General features: G+C 50.6%; 18 protein-coding genes. 4 read left to right on the forward strand and 14 right to left on the reverse strand.

Going from position 1 to position 18,422, the window contains the following annotated elements; translation table 11 throughout:
- Positions 1 to 47: 47 nt before the first annotated feature.
- Both ACESLK_RS01015 and ACESLK_RS01020 read right to left on the reverse strand, forming a co-directional pair.
- Positions 48 to 1,082, reverse strand: coding sequence for an ABC transporter substrate-binding protein (locus ACESLK_RS01015; RefSeq protein ID WP_372660847.1), 1,035 nt, complete (start codon positions 1,080 to 1,082; stop codon positions 48 to 50).
- A 391-nt stretch (positions 1,083 to 1,473) separates the two neighbouring features.
- Positions 1,474 to 2,370, reverse strand: a complete 897-nt coding sequence (locus tag ACESLK_RS01020) for a S1C family serine protease (protein ID WP_372660850.1) — start codon at positions 2,368 to 2,370, stop codon at positions 1,474 to 1,476.
- Positions 2,371 to 2,454: 84 nt separating this feature from the next.
- On the opposite strand from ACESLK_RS01020, the gene ACESLK_RS01025 reads away from it, so the two are divergent.
- The 4 genes from ACESLK_RS01025 (at position 2,455) to chrA (ending at position 5,147) form a co-directional block, all read left to right on the forward strand.
- Positions 2,455 to 2,787, forward strand: a complete 333-nt coding sequence (locus ACESLK_RS01025; RefSeq protein WP_372660853.1) for an SRPBCC domain-containing protein — start codon at positions 2,455 to 2,457, stop codon at positions 2,785 to 2,787.
- A gap of 756 nt (positions 2,788 to 3,543) precedes the next feature.
- Positions 3,544 to 3,996, forward strand: coding sequence for a chromate efflux transcriptional regulator ChrS (gene chrS / locus ACESLK_RS01030; protein ID WP_372660856.1), 453 nt, complete (start codon positions 3,544 to 3,546; stop codon positions 3,994 to 3,996).
- A gap of 3 nt (positions 3,997 to 3,999) precedes the next feature.
- A complete protein-coding gene (gene chrB / locus ACESLK_RS01035; protein WP_372660858.1) occupies positions 4,000 to 4,599 on the forward strand; it encodes a chromate efflux transporter ChrB in 600 nt (199 codons plus the stop codon).
- Positions 4,596 to 5,147 carry a chromate efflux transporter ChrA gene (gene chrA, locus ACESLK_RS01040; RefSeq protein WP_372660861.1) on the forward strand — a complete coding sequence of 184 codons (552 nt, stop codon included), beginning with the start codon at positions 4,596 to 4,598 and terminating at the stop codon, positions 5,145 to 5,147. The genes chrB and chrA overlap by 4 nt, the downstream gene beginning before the upstream one ends.
- A gap of 5 nt (positions 5,148 to 5,152) precedes the next feature.
- Here chrA and ACESLK_RS01045 read toward each other — a convergent pair whose 3' ends face one another.
- From ACESLK_RS01045 to ACESLK_RS01100, 12 genes are all read right to left on the reverse strand, one after another.
- On the reverse strand, positions 5,153 to 6,364 hold the full coding sequence (locus ACESLK_RS01045) for a TetR/AcrR family transcriptional regulator (protein ID WP_372660864.1): 1,212 nt from the start codon (positions 6,362 to 6,364) through the stop codon (positions 5,153 to 5,155).
- Positions 6,365 to 6,597: 233 nt separating this feature from the next.
- Entirely contained in the window at positions 6,598 to 7,359 is a 762-nt protein-coding gene (locus ACESLK_RS01050) for an HAD-IA family hydrolase (RefSeq protein WP_372660867.1), read from the reverse strand.
- A 15-nt stretch (positions 7,360 to 7,374) separates the two neighbouring features.
- Positions 7,375 to 8,418 (reverse strand): zinc-dependent alcohol dehydrogenase, encoded by a 1,044-nt coding sequence (locus tag ACESLK_RS01055; RefSeq protein ID WP_372660870.1) that lies wholly within the window; start codon positions 8,416 to 8,418, stop codon positions 7,375 to 7,377.
- Positions 8,419 to 8,440: 22 nt separating this feature from the next.
- Positions 8,441 to 9,604 (reverse strand): iron-containing alcohol dehydrogenase, encoded by a 1,164-nt coding sequence (locus ACESLK_RS01060; protein WP_372660872.1) that lies wholly within the window; start codon positions 9,602 to 9,604, stop codon positions 8,441 to 8,443.
- A gap of 24 nt (positions 9,605 to 9,628) precedes the next feature.
- Positions 9,629 to 10,237, reverse strand: coding sequence for a DUF1349 domain-containing protein (locus tag ACESLK_RS01065; protein WP_372660875.1), 609 nt, complete (start codon positions 10,235 to 10,237; stop codon positions 9,629 to 9,631).
- A 16-nt stretch (positions 10,238 to 10,253) separates the two neighbouring features.
- The gene (locus tag ACESLK_RS01070) at positions 10,254 to 11,072 is read right to left on the reverse strand and encodes a BtpA/SgcQ family protein (RefSeq protein ID WP_372660878.1); all 819 of its coding nucleotides are present in this window, start codon (positions 11,070 to 11,072) and stop codon (positions 10,254 to 10,256) included.
- Between the two features lie 60 nt (positions 11,073 to 11,132).
- On the reverse strand, positions 11,133 to 12,752 hold the full coding sequence (locus ACESLK_RS01075) for a gamma-glutamyltransferase family protein (protein WP_372660881.1): 1,620 nt from the start codon (positions 12,750 to 12,752) through the stop codon (positions 11,133 to 11,135).
- 47 nt (positions 12,753 to 12,799) lie between these two features.
- Complete coding sequence (locus ACESLK_RS01080) at positions 12,800 to 13,582, reverse strand: SDR family NAD(P)-dependent oxidoreductase (protein ID WP_372660884.1); 783 nt, start codon at positions 13,580 to 13,582, stop codon at positions 12,800 to 12,802.
- Positions 13,569 to 15,128: an FGGY-family carbohydrate kinase gene (locus ACESLK_RS01085; protein WP_372660887.1), complete on the reverse strand. Its 1,560-nt coding sequence runs from the start codon at positions 15,126 to 15,128 to the stop codon at positions 13,569 to 13,571. Before ACESLK_RS01085 ends, ACESLK_RS01080 begins: the two co-directional genes overlap by 14 nt.
- Positions 15,129 to 15,139: 11 nt before the next feature.
- Complete coding sequence (locus ACESLK_RS01090) at positions 15,140 to 16,078, reverse strand: acetamidase/formamidase family protein (protein WP_372660890.1); 939 nt, start codon at positions 16,076 to 16,078, stop codon at positions 15,140 to 15,142.
- A gap of 54 nt (positions 16,079 to 16,132) precedes the next feature.
- Positions 16,133 to 17,023 carry a VOC family protein gene (locus tag ACESLK_RS01095; protein WP_372661380.1) on the reverse strand — a complete coding sequence of 297 codons (891 nt, stop codon included), beginning with the start codon at positions 17,021 to 17,023 and terminating at the stop codon, positions 16,133 to 16,135.
- A gap of 64 nt (positions 17,024 to 17,087) precedes the next feature.
- A complete protein-coding gene (locus tag ACESLK_RS01100; protein WP_372660893.1) occupies positions 17,088 to 18,386 on the reverse strand; it encodes a Rieske 2Fe-2S domain-containing protein in 1,299 nt (432 codons plus the stop codon).
- Positions 18,387 to 18,422: the final 36 nt, after the last annotated feature.

Below are 18,422 nucleotides of genomic sequence, written 5' to 3' on the forward strand. Positions count from 1 at the left end.
CTATGTTGGATGTGTTTGAATCAGTCATTAAGCTTTCGCTCCGCCCATTAGTTTCCGAACAGATCGGTAAACTGTTTCTTGTCCGCTTCGCGTTCGTTCGTTAATGTAACAAGATCGCCGGACAAAATCTTGAACTCCGATATGCCCTTAAGACCTTCCGGAGGAGTAACGCCTTCCCGAATCGGTGTATATCCGATCTCGGCGGCAAGCTTCTGACCCTCATCCGACAAGACGAAATTGACAAAGACTTGTGCGGCATCCTTATTGTCCGTGTTCTTCAGAATGGCAATCGGTTCCGTAATAATAGGCACACCCTCTTCTGGATAGATCAGATCGATAGGTGATCCTTTAGCTTTCTCACGTGCTGCCATAAAGTCTACGATCATTCCGTATGATTTTTCCCCGCTGGCTACGGCTTTCAAAACAGCCCCATTCCCTTTAATAACCGTCATGTTGTTGTCCTTCAGAGCTTTCAGGAAATCCCAGCCAAAGCCGTCGATACGAGAGAAAACCCCAACGTTATAAGCTGCAGCTCCGGAATATAGCGGGCTTGGCATAATGGCAGCATCTTTACTTTCTGCAGCAACAAGTGCCTTCCATGATGTCGGCAATGAGGGTACTTTATCGGTATTGACGGTGATAACGGTAGCCATAACCTTCGTACCTGTGTACATACCGTCCGGGTCTGCAAGCTCCGTTGCAATGCGGTCTCTTTCAGGAGATTTATAGGATAGCAGCAAATCTTGCTTCTTCAATCCCTCGAAGGTGACGGAATCAGCAAGCAACAGAACATCGGCTTGTACTCCGCCTGCTTGCTGCTCCGCCTGAATCTTGGCGATGACTTCCTCCGTTCCGGAGCGAAAAGTTTCAACTTCTACTTCCGGATGGATCTTATTAAAAGCTTGAATGAGCTTCGTTGCATCTTCCTCCGGCTGCGAAGTGTAGAATGTGATTTGTCCAGATGCTTTCTCAGAAGCCGATTGCTCTGCTCCACCGTTTGCGGATGTTTCTGACTTCGAGCTGCAGCCGCTAAAAACCATCATTACAGCAAGTAAAGCAATAGCGGATCTTTTGTTCAACATGTAGTTTCTCCTCTTATTTCTATTTTTTGATTAATTGGTATGTTTCGGGAAGCCCGACGCAGCACCTCAACTATCCTTCGCATTCCAATTACATTTCCTCGGACTCAAAACAATTGTAAACCAAGCATGTTTTTTGAGTGTCACGAGATCGTTAAGATATGTAAACTCTATTAAACCCGCAGAGAGGACGCCCTCAGATATTCGGCATATCGCGTCCTATTATTTCGAAAATGATCCAGAAGGCTTGTGAAATTGGAGTGGTGGAAATTATCGTTTATGATGATCCGCAGCAAACTTAGGCCCATGCGCAATTGCATGGGCCTCTTACAGAACCGGTCGTACGGATCCTCGCATTCGGTTGAACTTCTGCTGCTATTGGCTTAATCTCCAATTACAGCGTATTATTCATCAGTTCATCTATTACATCTAGAATCGTCTTTGTTGGGATGGCGAAGCCAATCCCTTGAGCCTCGGCATTAACTGCCGTGTTTATTCCGATCACTTCACCCTTCTCATTAAGAAGCGGACCTCCGGAGTTTCCCGGGTTAATCGATGTGTCCGTTTGCAGAAGATGCTCATATTCGTGGTCGCCCTGCTCATCTCTAATGGTGATGGGACGTTCCTTCGCACTCAGCACACCCATGGTTAACGTATGGTCAAAGCCATAAGGGTTCCCGATTGCAATCACCCATTCTCCGATGCTAGTCTCATCAGAATTTCCGAGTATCAGCGCAGGAAATGCCTTCTCATCCGGGCTCTCCACCTTCAGTACGGCTAGATCCAGTTTATAGCTTGAGCCAACGACCTTCGCAACTAGCGGCTCATTATAGCCTTCTACCGAAACCTTAACCTCCTTAGCATCTGAAATAACATGCTCATTGGTCAGAATATAGCCGTCTTCCTTGAAGAAAAATCCTGACCCCTCGCCCGCTAACACCAACTCGCTGCTCTGTTGCTGCTGCCTGTGATCACTCTGAACACCGCCGAAGAAAAAATGACGTGAATTCGGATTGGTTTGTCCAGCCGTCATGTAATTCTCGATCTTCACAACAGCCGGACTAGCTGTCTCATATACCGAAGAAATATCACCGCTTGCGCTAAGAGCTGCCGTTGCCAATCCTGAAGTCTGCTGTGATGCGCTGCTGCTTACGTCACCAATAATTCCGTTGGCAGCCTCCCCGCCCCCACTGAACAAATTCTCTTTGTCCGCCATATAAGAGAAGCCGCCGATTACGACTGCGCCAACCAGAAACGATGCAAGTATAGCCCTCATCGAATTAAAAGTCATTTGAATCATCCTCTCTTGTTGCTTCCTATGTATCTATCATGCAGGCTGCACCTTAAACGAATCTTAAGTGGAACTAAAAATAGCATGAAGAAAAAGAAAATTCGCGAGCTTGTGTTCGAGGCATGGACCAATCCAAAACACGTAGCGCAATGGTGGGGACCTAATGGATTCACCAACACCATTCATGAAATGGACGTAAAACCTGTAGGTGTTTGGCGTTTCATCATGCACGGTCCCGATGGCGTCGATTATCCGAATAAGATTGTTTATGAAGAGGTTGTAAAACCCGAACGCCTGGTGTATGCCCATGGCTCGGATGAGGAGAACGATCCCGAGCGATTTCAGGTGACAATAACGTTTGATGATCAAGGTAACAAAACCGAAGCAAAGTCTCTTTATATCGAAAGAAGCACGTGATAAGGTTGTCAGGGAGCATGGAGCCATCGAAGGTGGAAACCAAACCTTAAATCGTCTTGCAGAGCATTTGGCGAAAATGTAAAAGTTAATTGTTTGAAAAGGGGCTGTCCCAAAAGTGATTTGTTCAGGGAATCTTGTTTCTATATTTTTTAATGCTAGATTCCACCGATCGTCTCCATTTATTTTGCAGGATCAACTGTAAAAAGCGCAGGTTCTTTCGCCAACAACTGTTTTTAGAACGTTTGAACTGCAAAAAATACAGGTGTTTGGGGTTAGTCGAGTCATTATAGCCAATTTTGGGTTGAACACCTGTAGGAAATGCAGGTTGGTTGGCGAATAAGTCGTTTTTAGGCAATATTAACTGTAGTAAATACAGGTTCTACCAATAAACAGGGGTTGTCCCATAAGGTCTTTAACGACCTTATGGGACAACCCCTTTTGGTTACGTATTTATCGTTATTCGAATGATCCAAGCCTATTCATTCCATTACAATGTTCAAAAACAGGAATTTGCCACAGTCCAATTCACTTGAGTGCCGTCGTTGAGTTTTATCGATATTCGAAGTAACCTTATGTTTCTAGAAATGATATCGTCTGCAAATCATGAATTGAGATGTGTAAAATGAATAACAATTCGAAATTTATTCGTTCTAATTACAGATTATTTAGATTAATTATGGATATAGTTTCTTTCGTATAGTAATATATTCAATAAATAAACTTTCATATCGAATTATAGTCGGAGGAGCTGATCCATTGCAGCATATCGATGAGATCGATCGACAAATCATCAAAGCGCTGAACAAGAACGGAAGAATATCCTACACGGATTTGGCCAAGAACATCGGACTTTCGCGCGTTGCGATACAAGCACGAATAAACACCCTTATGGAAGAGGGTGTCATTGAGCGATTTACCGCAGTCATTAATCCCGAGAAAATCGGAATCACCGTATCGGCTTTCTTTAATGTCGAGGTCGAACCGAAGTGCCTGAAAGCCGTCGCAGACCAGCTTGCCGATGAACCGGCCGTCACGAGCCTATATCACATGACCGGTCCCAGCAAGCTTCATATGCACGGTTTGTTTACTGACAATATGGAAATGGAAGCTTTCCTGAACGACAAGCTTTATAGACTACCCGGCGTTATGAGCGTCGACTGTCAGGTGTTGATTACAAGGTATAAAAGTCGCATGGGAATGAGGTTGTAAAATATGAAGGAGAAAAAAGATAGACATTACTACCAGCTTGCTTGGGCTATGGGGAAAACAGGTATTCTTGGGTACGGAGGCGGCCCGTCCGTTATTCCCTTAATCCGATACGAGGCGGTTACTCGTTTCCGCTGGATGGATGATGATGAATTCGGTGAAATTCTCGCTATCGCCAACGCGCTGCCTGGTCCAATCGCAACTAAGATGGCCGCTTACCTAGGCTATCGTAAGAAGGGCGTCCTTGGTTCCATCGTTGCGGTACTTACGCATATTCTTCCTTCCGCAATTGCAATGATTTGTTTGCTTTCATTCGTGGAGTATCTGAGCAATTCCCCGGTTATCCAGGGTATGATTGCAGCCGTTATGCCCGTCATCTCCGTCATGCTTGGAGTCATGGCCTATGAATTCGCGAAGAGGGCTTACAAAGGGCTAGGGAGAATAATGGCGGTGGTCTTTTGCGGTATTGCATTCGTTATGATTCAGCTCATTCCGCTTCATCCGTCCATCGTCATTGTCCTTTTTCTCGCCTATGGAGCCGTTCATTTCAAGGTTTTGAGCAAATTAAAAGCAAGAAAGAATAAAGAAGAAGGTGCGGCATCATGAACCACATCATCGACCTTATCCTCGGGTTTTTCCTGGCGAATGCGCTTGGGTATGGGGGAGGTCCTGCATCCATTCCGCTAATGTATCAAGAAATCGTCACCCATTATCATTGGATGACCGATCATCAGTTTTCCAATATACTCGCACTAGGCAATACGTTGCCCGGTCCCATAGCTACCAAAATCGCTGCTTTCACAGGTTATGAAGTCGCAGGAACCGGAGGCGTAATCGTTGCTTTGGCGGCAACTATTATCCCTTCCTCTGCAGCTCTCATCGTACTCCTCAAGATATTGCAGCGTTACCGGCAATCCTCGGTGGTCAAAGGAATGACGCTGCTCGTCCAGCCTGTCATCGCTATCTTGATGCTGCTTCTAACTTGGAAGATGGGTAAAACCTCCATCGACTCCATCGGAATATGGCAATCGCTAATCATTGCCGCTATTGCTTTGTGGGCGATGGAGAAACGTAAAATACATCCTGCATTTGTCATCCTCTGCGCCTTCATATACGGCGGCTTGGTAGTGCCGCACTTTAATGTTAATTTGTGAGTACGTCATACAGTTCCGGTTGACTGCCGAAGTATCAGCTCAGGCTGCACGACCCACCTCGTTGCGTGCTGTTTAGCGCAGCGCTCAGCATACTCGCGGCCGCTCCGGCCGGACACGCGGGATACCGCGAATGCGCCGAGGCGGTTAAACGCCTCTTCCAGCGTTCGCTGCAACTGCTCGCCGGCCTTCCCCTCCCTTGCCACCGCCCATACGGCGACGAAGCGGTCGACGATCACACCCGGTTCCGCCTCCAGGCGGGTCAACAGCTCGTGCACGGGCGCAGGAACTTCCCCGAAATCCGTCGCTGTCAAGACGATGACAAGACAAGGATTGTCCTCGTTGACCCCCTCCAGAAGCTCGCTCGCACTCTCAACGATGTGCAGCTCCATTCCGTGCAGAATGCGCAACTCGTATAGCAGCTCGTCGATATCTTCGGAGTCTCTCCGGCGAGTTTCACTCGGAAGCAGCACGCATGCGCTCCGGGAGATGGCCATGCCGCCTCCCGCCCTGCTTTGCCCTTCGCCGCGGGGCAGCACCCCGTACAGCGTCATTTGGATGATCTGATCGACCAACAGCTCTTTCATTTCCTCATAGGAGCCTTGCAGCTTCATCTCTTCCCGTAAATTGCTCTCTCTGCGGTAATAGTACTGATTCATCATGCCCCAAATCAGTTGCAGCAGCATGCGCTCATGGATCTGGCCCTGAATGAGCCCGTCCTTCTTCCATTCCGCGAACATCCGCACCTTCTCCTCCGTATCCCCGAACCACTTGGCCGAGGCGTACTTCTTGAACAAATCGCCGCCTTCCAGCGATTCGCGGTGGTAGAGCTTGTGCAGGTTCGGCAGTTTACACTTCAGCTCGAAATGCTCCTTGATATATTTTCGCAGCAGCGCCTGAGGCATCCCGTCTTCAAGAAGGATCTCGTTCATATGGAGCTCCCACTGCTCGAAAAGCCGTGTTACGACTTCCATGTACAGTTTCTCTTTGGATTCGAAGTAATAGTGGATAAGCGCCTGGTTGACGCCCGCTTTCGCCGCGATGTCGTTCATGCGGCAGCCTACAAACCCGGTCCGAGCGAAAATATCCTCAGCCGCGTTCAGAATTCGCATCTGCACCGCCGACTTTTCTTCATCCAACGTTTTCGTGGCCAATTCGTTCTGTCTCCTCTCATGCCCCCTTGCCGAGAACGGCGCTGCGCGCCTTCGCCGATGTCTCATACCAGTTGCCGACCGTCTCCGGCAGCTGATCGATCTGGGAGTCTATTACGTACAACCCGCTCGTCGGGCAAACGACCCCAACCTCGACCAGAAGCGGCCGCAAATAAGCTTCCTATTTGATGTCATCAAAGATAACTTATAAAATCCAAAATACCCAAAAAGCCGGTCGCATCGAGGAATTCACCCCAGTATGGACCGGCTTGCGTTAAGCGAAATGCCTTCCCCTGAAATGGTTAGCCGTTCACAACCGATATCTCTTCAAGCGAATTCACGATTTCGTCTGCAAAAGGCCGCATCTTCTCCAGCATGACAGGATCGTCGGGAATGCCGATTCCGATACAGCCTGCCTCCTTGGCCATCTGAACATCAACGAAGGAATCTCCTATCATAGCTATTCGATTAAGACTGGCGTCTGTTTGCTCGGCAATAAGTTCGAGCATATCCGGGTTCGGTTTCCCGCGGCGGACATCGACCGGCGTGACGATGAACTTCAGATCGTCGGTTCGTGCGAAACGGCCAATCGATGTTAAAGTACGGGACAAATCGTCGGATGTCGCAATTCCGTACACGATGCCCGCTGTACGCAATCTGTTGAACACATCGGGGAAGCCCCGCTTCGGCAGCAGCGCGTTAATGAGATCAAAATCGCGATCCGACTTTTCGAATATGGACATCGCTTCGCGCCTGCATTCTCCCCAATCGCCCCCTTTATGCCTTCTAAGCACAGAAGCGGTTACGATGATTTCTTCCTGCGGAGACGCCAGCGCGAAAATTCCGTTCGGATCGGCGCCCGTTATCTTCCCAGCTTCCTCCCGAATTCCGAATTGCTCGCACCAATCGCGGATACCTGTTTTTCCGACATGCCGCGATAACCAGCTCAGCCGGGCCTCTGCAAGACATTTCCAGAAATGCTGGGAATCGAACAGCAATCCGTCTTTATCGAAGACAACAACATCCACGTCAAACCGCCGTCTGTTCACTTGCAGTATCCCCACGCTATATCACCCCTTTTACTCGAATGTAATAACCGTCTTCTTCAAACCGCTTTTTTGACCGATTAGTTCAAATGCCTCTAAAATCCGGTCGAAGCTGAACACGTTCGAGACGAAAGATTTCGACTTCAGAACGCCTAATTCAATCCAGTTCATCACCTGAAGATGACTTTCGGACTCATCCAATTTGGATGGCCTTTGGTTGAAATCCAAATACCAATTATACGGTGCTTTACTCCAATCCAACTGCATTTGAGTTTCAGGTGAGATGCCATAGATGCAAATATGTCCGTAAGGCGCAAGCAATTCCATGCTTTGATTGATGATTTCGTTTTTGCCGACCGCATCCACTGCAAAGTTTACGCCGTCCTTGCATATGTTCCGCACCTCGGCAACCAAATCACATTTCTTGCTGTTAAAAGCATAATCTGCTCCAGCCTCCAGCGCTTCACCCACCCTTGCATCGCTCGTTACTAAGGCAATCACCGGTCCCATGCCAAGCAATTTAGCAAATTTCATAAAGGTCAGTCCTACGGGACCGGCGCCGAATACGACAACGCTGGCATTTGGCCGGAAATTGAAGCGCTTACAAGCTCCAAGCACTTCACGGAACGTTACGATCATCGGCGCGGCTGTAATATCGATATCGGCAGGCAGCACTTGCTGGGCATAATAGGTTTCCGAGAATTCAGGAGCTCCCGGTCCCTTGCCATCCTCCAGCAGAGACATACTATCCGCTACGACAGCATACTCGGAAAAAGCCCCCAAAGCGGAATGAATTCCATCCGTTACTCTCTCCAGAAATGGTAACAGTACAAGATCTCCGACTTTCAGATGCCGTGCAAGCGATCCTTTCTCCACCACACGGCCAACTCCCTCATGCCCAAGCGCTGCAGGATACGTGTTAAACCCTTTAAACTCTCCATGAATCAGCTTCGAATCGGTTCCGCGGCAAATTCCGCAGCTCACCATTTTGACCAGCGCCTGATACTCACCGTAAACTGGCTTTGTTATTTCTCGGACTGAAAGCGTTCCATTCTCGTCAACGATCAAACTCTTCATTTGATCAGCTCCTCTCTGGAGTTTATAGAGCTCGGCTATAAATAGAGAGGACGTCCTCGCGTTGCAGCCTCTTAATCTCCCCGAAGGATCCTTTAGCCATTGCTTTGTCTGCCATAACTTCCAGCTGCTCGTCACCGATCTGAAAGTCCGCAAGCCGGCTCGGAGCCCCTATCGACTTCCAGAAATTGCGCAGCGCCTGGATTCCTTCCATGGCTGTCTCCCGATCCGTCTTGCCGGCCGGGTCGATTCCGAACACATGGACGGCCATCTGCTTGAACCGCTCAAGCCCCTCGTTCACCACATGCTCCATCCAGCAAGGGAACAAAACGGCGAGGCCGGCTCCGTGCGCGATATCATACACCGCGCTGACGGCATGCTCAATGTTGTGCGTCGCCCAATCTCCTCCCGTCCCCATCGAGAGCGTCCCATTCAGCGCCATCGTCCCGGCATAAAGAATCGTTTCGCGAGATTCGTAGTCTTCCAAATTGCTCACCAATTTGGGCGCCGCAGCGATAACTGTTCTAAGCAGCGATTCGCAGAACCCGTCTTGTACAGGGGAGTTCGGTTTATGGTGGAAATATTGCTCGAATATATGAGACATGATGTCTACAATGCCGTTTACCGTTTGATCCAGCGGAACCGAAAACGTGAAAACAGGATCAAGGATGGAGAACTGAGGGTGATTGAAGTGCGCGTACCAGCCATACTTCTCCTTCGTTTCCCAATTCGTGATGACAGATGCCGCGTTCATCTCCGAGCCGGTGGCCGCAAGCGTAAGAACCGTTCCATAAGGCAGAGCCGATTGAGGAGACTGCTTCTTGCTGATAATGTCCCAGACATCGCCGTCATACTTAACTCCAACGGCAATCGCTTTGACGCAATCGATGACGCTGCCGCCTCCTACAGCAAGAATAAAATCGATATCGCTCTTTCTGCATATGTCAATGCCTTTGTGCACGGTCGTGAGTCGCGGATTCGGTTCGACTCCGCTAAGCTCGAATACAGAGGCCCCGGTCCCTATTAGTTGCTCCATTACATCCTCATAGATACCGTTGCGTTTAATGCTTCCTCCTCCGTAAACAACCAGAACCTTCTTAACGAACGGCTTCAATTGACTGCCAAGCTGACTCAACGTTCCTTTGCCGAAAATAAGCCGAGTCGGATTCAGATGAACGAATGAATTCAATTCCCTATACCTCCTCTATACTCGTTACTTCACTGTCCTGACATCGTCATTGACGTTACTATTCGTCTCGAAGGAATGAAAGAAAACGGTGCAGCCAGATCCGAACGGGGACTGCGCTACCAGTCCCACCTTCAATTCGTTTGGTACCTCCATGCTGAAATATCGAACCAGTTCCCATTGATCGCCGTCTTCGGAATAATGAAAAGCGAAGCAGTTGCCGAATCGCGTCAATCTGAAAAAGGGTGCTGTGACTGCAACCGCCTTAGAATTGCAATCATCCGATTTCGTTCGAGTAACTACCGTTACGACAGTAGGAACCTTGTTCATGAACTCAAAGCATATTTTGGCCCAATTCAGCTCGTCGGACATCATCATCAGACAGCCGGAGTCGCATTGGGCAATCATATCGACGCTTAGCTGAATCGAAGCGACGAAATTGCCCTGAACTCTGGCATAAAGAAACGGGGCTGTAGATACGATAGAACCGAGACTAGGATCATTGAAGAAATCGGCATGCTGCGGAGCGGTAAGAATCAAGGGATGTCCTTCTATCAAGCTCCATGTGCGGGCTTCATTTATCCAACTTAATCCCGAATCCGTCCAAACTATCGGATTTTTCTCCAACCAGTTCATATGATCTTCTCCTTGTTCATCTTACAAGCGCTCCTCTGAATTCCTTTACCTTATCCATAAACGCCTTAACCCTCGTTACATCGACGTGGTTCTCGAATTTCCCGTCGTACTTAAACGTCGTTCCGACAACCGCCCCGTCGGCCACCGCCAGCTGTTTCTCCACGTTATCGAGCCTCATTCCCGTATTGGCGAGCACAACCGTGTCCGGCACCGTCTCCTTGACCCGCTTTAACACCTGCGAGTCCGTCTCGGCCCCTGCAGTCAGTCCGGATACGCACAAGGCGTCGGGTCTGTTGTTGAACACGGTTGACCGCGCTATACTCTCAATATCCCGATTCGCAAGATACTGAGCGGCTTCAGGCACGATATTGAACAGCAGCTTCACGTTCGTTGCGTTAATATTTCTCTGATGGCGTACCGTTTCCCCCACGTTGGTGTTCCACATCCCGAAATCGCTCGCGTACACACCGGAGAATATTTCGCGCACGAATTTTGCTCCGGTCGCTGCAGCGAGATCAAGCGATTTTTTCGCATCCCATAATACATTAACTCCGAAAGGAATTCTGATGTCCGGCAATAGTTCGCCGATAATTCTGGCCATGGCAGCCACCGTCTCCGTACGGACATCCGTAAGGTAAGGGAGACTGAATTCGTTTGAGAACATCACCGCGTCCACCCCGCCTTCCTGAAGAGCAAGCAAGTCTTTCCTCGCCCACGCAACTACATCTTCCATCCCTTTGCCGTGATCGTAGTAAGGATCTCCAGGCAGGGCATTGAAATGACACATCGCGATAATGGCTTTCTCGGTTCCAATGACATCTTTTAACCAACTCATAGAAGCACACCCCTAAATGAAAAGTTATTGTTAATAGTTTTAAGCCGGTTCATCCTTTTATCACCATGATGCGACCGCTCCGTCCGTTCGAGGATCTGTTCCTCCGCACAGCACGCCTGTATCCGGGTCCCGCCAGATGATCTGACCTCTGCCAAACATGCCAGGGTTGTCCCCGACCACCACTTCATGTCCCCGCTGCTCCAACGCTTGTGCAAGCTCCATCGGGAAAGTCGGTTCGATAAGAATCCTCTTTCCTTCATCCCATCTCCAACGGGGCATATCCAATATGGCCTGGGGATTCAGCTTGGCATCTAAGGCATTGATTATGACTTGAAAATGCCCCTGCGGCTGCATGAATGCACCCATGACGCCGAACGGTCCGACCGGCTGACCGTCGCGGGACAGAAATCCCGGTATGATCGTGTGATAAGTTTTTTTACCGGGCTCCAGCGCATTGCGGTGCGCCGGGTTCAGCGAGAAGGAATGACCGCGGTTGTGAAGAGCGATTCCGGTACCGGGCACGACGAGCCCAGAGCCGAATTCCATATAATTGCTTTGAATATAAGACACCATATTGCCTTCATCGTCCGCTGTACATAGATAGACTGTGCCCCCAGTTGGAATTGGAGGCGTGCGCGGAGTCATCGCCGTTTCGGAAATTCTCTGCCTCTGCCGAGCCGCATACTCCTCCGACAGAAGCGACTCCACGATGCCCGCCTTTATCCGGGACATATCAGTAACCTCTTCGAGCCCGTCCTCTAACGCCAGCTTCATCGCTTCGATCTGGCGATGGCAGTAACGTGCCGGATCGTCCTTGCTTGTATCCAATCCCTTAAAGATGTTTAGAGCCATCAGCGTGACGATCCCTTGTCCGTTGGGAGGAATCTCCCAAACGTCATAGCCCTTATATCGGGCACTGATCGGATCGACCCACTCGGGGACGAATTTCTCCAAATCCGATTTACGCAAATATCCGCCGCTCTCCCTGGAGAAACGGTCCATTCGATCGGCCAATTCCCCCCGGTAGAAGGATTCCGCGCAAGTGTCCGCAATATCGGACAGCGTAGTCGCATGCCTTTCGGACGACCAGATTTGGCCGGCCTCAGGAGGAAGTCCGTCAAGTGTAAAGACATCGCTCCACTGCTTGATTAATTCCTTAGGCATTTCTTTGTTGTGTCGATGATAAGCCTGCTTCCAGAAGTAACTCAAGGTCGGAGACACCGCGAACCCTTCACGCGCATAGCGGATCGCCGGCTCCAGCAATTCGCGGAACGGCAGCCGTCCGAACTTCTTGGACAGCTCGGCCCAAGCCGCAGGAACTCCAGGCACGTTCACCGGGTGCCAGCCGTACTTGGGCATCTCCGAGAAGCCCTGTTCCTTCAACTTATCGATGGAAATAGCCTCGGGAGCCGGTCCGCTTGCGTTTAAGCCGTGCAGGCTTCCCTTCATCCAGACTAACGCAAACGCGTCTCCGCCGATTCCGTTGGAAGTCGGCTCGACGACGGTAAGGCAGGCTGCGGCAGCCACCGCTGCATCGACGGCGTTCCCGCCTTTCTTAAGAATGTCAAGCCCCGCCTGAGCCGCCAGCTGCTGGGAGGTTGCAACCATTCCCTTCCTCGCGTAGACAGCCGTTCTCCGTGAAGCGTTCGGATAATATAAAGGGTCAAAATCAAAGCTCATAGACGATTCCCCCATAAATTGAAGTGACTCTATATTCTCACTGTCCGTTACAGCAGATGAGCTCCACCCGTTACGTCCAATGCCTCACCCGTAATGAAGCCCGCTTCATCGGTCGCCAAGAACCAGACAGCCTTTGCTACATCCTCAGGCTCTTGTATTCGTCCGAGCGGGGTCAAGCGAACATATTCTTCCTTCACTTCCTCCGGAGTCATTCCTCTTAGCTCAGCTTCCCAGCTCAGCTCCCGCTCTTGCATGCTCGTCTTCACGAAGCCAGGGCAAACGCAATTGACCGTGATCCCGTAAGGAGCCATCTCGATAGCCGCGCTTTTGGTGAAGCCGATAACGGCCCATTTGGATGCCGCGTAATGAGCAAGCAAAGGAACGCCTCTTTTGCCCGCCATGGAAGCTGTATTGATGATCTTCCCTTTCTTGCGCGACTTCATATGCGGGAATACCGCTTGCGTGAACAGGAATACCCCTTTCGCGTTTACATTGAAGTTGAAATCCCACTCTTCTTCAGTGAGATTCTCGATTCTGTTCATTGTTGAGACGCCGGCATTGTTAACTAATATGTCTATCGTGCCGCTCTCAGCGATAATAGCTTCGACTGAGGCCTGAACCTGCTGCTTATTCGTTACGTCGACGGCAACGGAGTAATGCTTGCTCGTTCCGATCGAAGGCAGTGACGCCGAAGCTTCCTTCGCCGCTTCTCCATTTCTATCGCATACGACCACCGATGCTCCTGCTTCCGCCAGACGAACGGCGATGCTCTTGCCGATACCGCTCGCAGCTCCCGTAACTACGGCGACTTGACCATCAAGATCTTTCATAAACTTGCTCCTCCTGTCTTATGCCCGTCCCGTCATACAAATGATTGACGGAGGTAAACATTGGTTTAAGCTGAGTGTAAAGCTCTCTGTAAATGGCATACGCCTTGTCGTATACGGCCACATTATTCGGATTGGGCTTGAAATCTCGGTAATCCGTCAGGAAGTCCCTAATCTGCTCCCATTGCTTGTAGACGCCAATCGTTTTCCCGGCCAGAAAAGCGACTCCGAGAGCGGAGCCCGGATGGGAAGGGTAGGAGCGAATCTCCGCATTCAGCACATCCGAGGCGATCTGGCACCAGAACTTGCTCTTCGCTCCTCCGTTGGTGGCTAAGATCTTTGTTGGTTCATAGCCCAAACCGTGTATGACTTCGATATGATGACGGAATCCGTAGATTACCGATTCGAGAATAGCCCTGAACATATGCTCGCGTTTGTGAGCCAGGCTCATTCCGAACATAACTCCTCTGGCCTCAGGGTCAAAGATCGGGGTTTTCTCCCCGATAAAATAGGGAAGTATAATCAGGCCGTCAGAGCCGGGTCTCACCTTCTCGGCCGCAAGATCCAGACGATTAAACAAGTCAATAGACTCATCCTGAAGCAACTCGTTCGAGAACCATTTGACCAGCGAACCGCTGGAAGCCATGCAACCGTTAAGCAGATACTTGCCGGGATATACGTGATAATCGAAGAACAGCTCCGGCGCAGGACGGATTTCGTTCATGCAATAAAGAATGTCGCCCGCACCTCCGAATTTAATCAGAAGCTCTCCCGATTCGATGATCCCTGCGGCCAAGGTCGAAGCGATATGGTCTGCGCTCCCCGCAATGACCGGAGTCCCTGCCTTCAAGCCGGTTAGGGCCGCAGCTTCCCCGGAAATGAAACCCATGACTTCGGCGGACTCCTTTACTTCAGGGAAGGTGTCCGGTGACAATCCGAGCAGCTCGAACTGCTCACTCAGCCACCTGCGGCTGCGAATATCGAACATACCGCTCTCGACTGCCCAATTGATCTCCAGAGATTTGGCTCCGGTCAATTTGTAATTGATATAATCATAGGAGCCGCAAACGGTGGAGATCCGTTCCCACACATTCGGTTCATGCTCTCGGATCCATAATAATCGCGGCAGCACGTGCTGCTGATTCGTGAAGCCTCCGGTCTCCGCGAACAGCCGCTCTTGATTAAGCTCCGCCTTCAAGCGTTCGATTTCTTCGGTGGCCCTTGCATCATTCTGTTGAATACTGTTGCGCAATGGCTCTCCTCGGTCGTCCAGAAGAACGATGGCCGGCACCATGCCGCTGACCCCAATTGCCCTAATTCCATTCCTCGCATCGGGTACGGCGGCAAGCACATCGCCGACCGCTCTGATCGTATTGTTCCACCACTCGCCCGCATCTTCCTCGGCCCAGCCGTGCTGAGGAGACAGAAGCTTCTGCCCAACGCTGGTTTGGTAGACGATGCGATTCTCCGATAATAGAATAGCCTTGACCGCAGTAGTGCCTATATCAATTCCCAATAAGTAGGTGGACACTTGCTTCACCTCTTCCATTCGTATGACCTTTACTCTATAAGGATTGACGTATCGAGCATCCCATGAACGCCTTTAATGCCGTTAACCGCCTGGGTGATGTGAAAATCGGCACAAATGCTGCACAGCCGGTACGCCTCTCTGCGGCTCAGGCCAAACTGATCCTCAAGCAGTCCGATCATCTGATTCGCGCTGCCTTGGAGAGCGCATGCGAAATCATCGTCAAAGCCCATGCTGATCAGCATCGTTCCTCGGCGGGCGTATGGCCAGCGCTGCCCGGTTCCCTTCATGACATCCAACCGGAACCTTCCTTCCAGGGAGGTCTCGATTGCAGTAACGTCAATCTCCCCATCCCCTTGGGCGCCGTGCCCGTCCCCCGCATAGAAGAGACCACCATCGCGCAATACCGGCAAATAAAGCGTCGTACCTTCGGTCAGCTGCTTGTTGTCCATATTCCCACCGTATCTGCCCGGAGTGACGCTGGTAATTCGTCCCCAATCCTCCGGCGGATTGACACCCATTATGCCGAAAAATGGTCTCAAAGGAATAGTGGCCCGGCCAAGTCTGCCAACTCTACGGTCATCGTCAAAAGTAATAATCGCGGTTTCGGCTTCCTCCATCTCGTTGTAGAATATACCCGACATCGGTCCCATGTAGTTAAATCCATAAGCGGAATCCACGCGTATTTGCTCTATCTCGACAGCGAGAGTATCTCCGACAGCCGCTCCCCTTACCGCGATCGGACCGGTAAGAATATGTACGCCGGGTCCATGATCCGTAACCTTCTTGTGAATTTCGCGCAAGGAATCGGGAATCCATTCAGCAGGCACGGGATCTCTCGGAGTACCGGAGACGGAACGCAGCAGTACGGAATCCCCCGCGTTTATTTCCAGGACATGCCGCTGAGCGCCGCCGATATAACCCCAAACGACCGTTTCAGGAGACGGATTTAACAGATGAAGCTCAGCCATAGAATTCACCTCTTACAGTTTCTATTCCGATTCGTTTGTAATTTGAATGCACGCTCAAAGGATACCGCAGGGGGTTAATCGGATACCGATTCCGAAAGGATCCTGGAAATACCAGGCATCCCCGCGGGTTTCCACTTCGATTCCGCGATGTTGGAGCTCCTGCAAAATCAGTTCGATATGCCAGGGGTCCGGATTGACGATAGTGAAATACGCCAAGCCGGTCGCATTATCCGGCGTTGCCGGCGCACCTGCCCCCGCCCAGACATTAAGGCCGATATGATGATGATAGCCGCCGGCGCCGGTGAACAAGGCGGATGGACCGTAGTGCAGCATCGCTTTAAATCCGAGCAATCCGCAATAGAAGGCTTTGGCTAGCGGCAGATTGCCTACGTGAAGATGGACATGCCCGACCCGTGTGCCAACCGGCAAGCCTTTCCATTCCCCGTCATTCGCTTCCCGCATCAGGTCGACACCGTTCAGCAGGTCAGAAGACATGTAAACCTCGCCATTGTTCATCACCTTCCATTCAGACCTGTCGCGGTCCCAATAAATCTCTATGCCGATTCCATCGGGATCTGACAGGTACAGCGCCTCGCTCACATCATGATCGGCCGAGCCGATCGGAATTTTCGATTCAACCAGATGCTTCAATACATTTCCTAAATCTCGTCGGCTTGGAACGAGCAGAGCGAAATGATACAAACCGCTGTTCCGCCCTGGTTGCAGAATGACCGCATCTGGTATTTGCTCCAGAACGACAAGCGGATACGCACCGTCCGCCGTCATCCGCACTAAACCACCGTAGCCATTCAATACGGACAAACCGATGACTTCGGTGTAATACTGTACCGAACGCTCTAGATTGCTCACCTTCAGATGGACGGCCCCCATCTCCGTACCGGCATGCGCAGCTGAAGGAAGCGGCTTGAACTCAATCGTCTGCACATTCAAGACAACTGCACCACCTTTGCATTTAAGCAGATCATGAGAAATTCTCTCCCATCCATCTTTAGTTCTTCACATGGCTATCGGACTTGATTGGCGAGAAGACGGGATTCAGAGGACATGCTTCCTGCCACGGAATGCCCTTCGGAGCGATAACACCTTCGCTGTAGATCTTTTCCGTCGGCACGTTTGGATCCAAACCTAGCGGAAGCTCGCCTCTCTCGATTTGCTTGATCGATTGCAGCACCATCCGCCGCAGCGCGATCACGCCAACGTCGCTCGTTCCAAGGTTCTCCTTCGAGCGATCCACAATCGGGCCCATGCTTTCCGTTACTGCATGATCCTGATTGCTGATCCCCATAATGCCGGAGAAATTGTCACCAGTCATCAACGTACGATCCTGCTTATAGTTATTGTCACGGTTGAAAATTTTCTTGTAATTCTCATCCACCCACAACCCGCGACGATTTTTCTGGGTTTCGTGATTGAGCGGATGCTCAAGCGTAAAGTGCACATCGTACGACCAAGTTGTCGTATCGTCTATCGGCACATAAGCGTGGAACAAATGATCCTCAGCCGGAACCCGAGGCGTGTAAGCAAAGGACGGCATCAGGATTGGAGCGTCGAGAATGAATTGGTCGGCATTCTCCGAGGTATCCGCCTGTCCTATAAACATGTTGCGGAAGCCGTACGTAGTTGGCTGCACGCTCAGTAGCGGGTTTCGGGAAGTAACGAGAGGGTGAGAGGGATTAATACCAAGCTCCGTGCTTAGCGCCCCCTCCTTCATATCCTGTTCCTTCAAGGCAAGATGGGCGAATGCGGCATGCATATAATCGATTTCGTTCTCCCAAATTTGCATATAATTGCACTCCTGATACACCTTCGCAACCATACGATGCGAATCTGGCAACGACATCCAAATGTAATTGGGTAACTCTGGCTGCAATTCCTGAGAACCCATATAAGTCCAAGCGATGCCAGCTGCCTCATGCACCGGATAGCTTTTGTTTTTGATATTCTCCTTGTAGCGGCTGTAATCCGGCTCTGAGGGCATGTTTGTACAAGCTCCGTCCGTACCGAAAGCCCAGCCGTGATAGATACATGTCAATCCGCAGTCATCGTTGCGCCCAAGCGTCAAGGAAGTGCCGCGATGCGGACAAAACTCGCCCAGCAAACCGATCTTGCCTTCCTTATTGCGGTAGGCCACGAGACGCTCCCCAAGCAGTTTAACCGGAAGCGGCGCTCCTCCAGGCTCTAGCTCTTCGGACAGAAATGCGGGCAGCCAGTATCTGCGAAACAAATTTCCCAGGGGCGTTCCTTCACCAACCCTAGTAATCAGTTCATTGTCTTTAGGTGACAGCATAACTATTTCCTCCTTTGCGTTTGTGCCTTGATCCCG

Origin of the sequence: Cohnella sp., assembly GCF_041640265.1 — a bacterium.
Lineage (GTDB): Bacteria > Bacillota > Bacilli > Paenibacillales > Paenibacillaceae > Cohnella.

Excerpts from the sequence above, each read along its gene's own strand:
- ACESLK_RS01015 (WP_372660847.1), bottom strand. The coding sequence starts at position 1,082 with ATGTTGAACAAAAGATCCGCTATTGCTTTACTTGCTGTAATGATGGTT.
- ACESLK_RS01020 (WP_372660850.1), bottom strand. The coding sequence starts at position 2,370 with ATGACTTTTAATTCGATGAGGGCTATACTTGCATCGTTTCTGGTTGGC.
- ACESLK_RS01025 (WP_372660853.1), top strand. The coding sequence starts at position 2,455 with ATGAAGAAAAAGAAAATTCGCGAGCTTGTGTTCGAGGCATGGACCAAT.
- chrB (WP_372660858.1), top strand. The coding sequence starts at position 4,000 with ATGAAGGAGAAAAAAGATAGACATTACTACCAGCTTGCTTGGGCTATG.
- chrA (WP_372660861.1), top strand. The coding sequence starts at position 4,596 with ATGAACCACATCATCGACCTTATCCTCGGGTTTTTCCTGGCGAATGCG.
- ACESLK_RS01045 (WP_372660864.1), bottom strand. The coding sequence starts at position 6,364 with ATGAGACATCGGCGAAGGCGCGCAGCGCCGTTCTCGGCAAGGGGGCAT.
- ACESLK_RS01055 (WP_372660870.1), bottom strand. The coding sequence starts at position 8,418 with ATGAAGAGTTTGATCGTTGACGAGAATGGAACGCTTTCAGTCCGAGAA.
- ACESLK_RS01065 (WP_372660875.1), bottom strand. The coding sequence starts at position 10,237 with ATGAACTGGTTGGAGAAAAATCCGATAGTTTGGACGGATTCGGGATTA.
- ACESLK_RS01070 (WP_372660878.1), bottom strand. The coding sequence starts at position 11,072 with ATGAGTTGGTTAAAAGATGTCATTGGAACCGAGAAAGCCATTATCGCG.
- ACESLK_RS01075 (WP_372660881.1), bottom strand. The coding sequence starts at position 12,752 with ATGAGCTTTGATTTTGACCCTTTATATTATCCGAACGCTTCACGGAGA.
- ACESLK_RS01080 (WP_372660884.1), bottom strand. The coding sequence starts at position 13,582 with ATGAAAGATCTTGATGGTCAAGTCGCCGTAGTTACGGGAGCTGCGAGC.
- ACESLK_RS01085 (WP_372660887.1), bottom strand. The coding sequence starts at position 15,128 with ATGGAAGAGGTGAAGCAAGTGTCCACCTACTTATTGGGAATTGATATA.
- ACESLK_RS01090 (WP_372660890.1), bottom strand. The coding sequence starts at position 16,078 with ATGGCTGAGCTTCATCTGTTAAATCCGTCTCCTGAAACGGTCGTTTGG.
- ACESLK_RS01100 (WP_372660893.1), bottom strand. The coding sequence starts at position 18,386 with ATGCTGTCACCTAAAGACAATGAACTGATTACTAGGGTTGGTGAAGGA.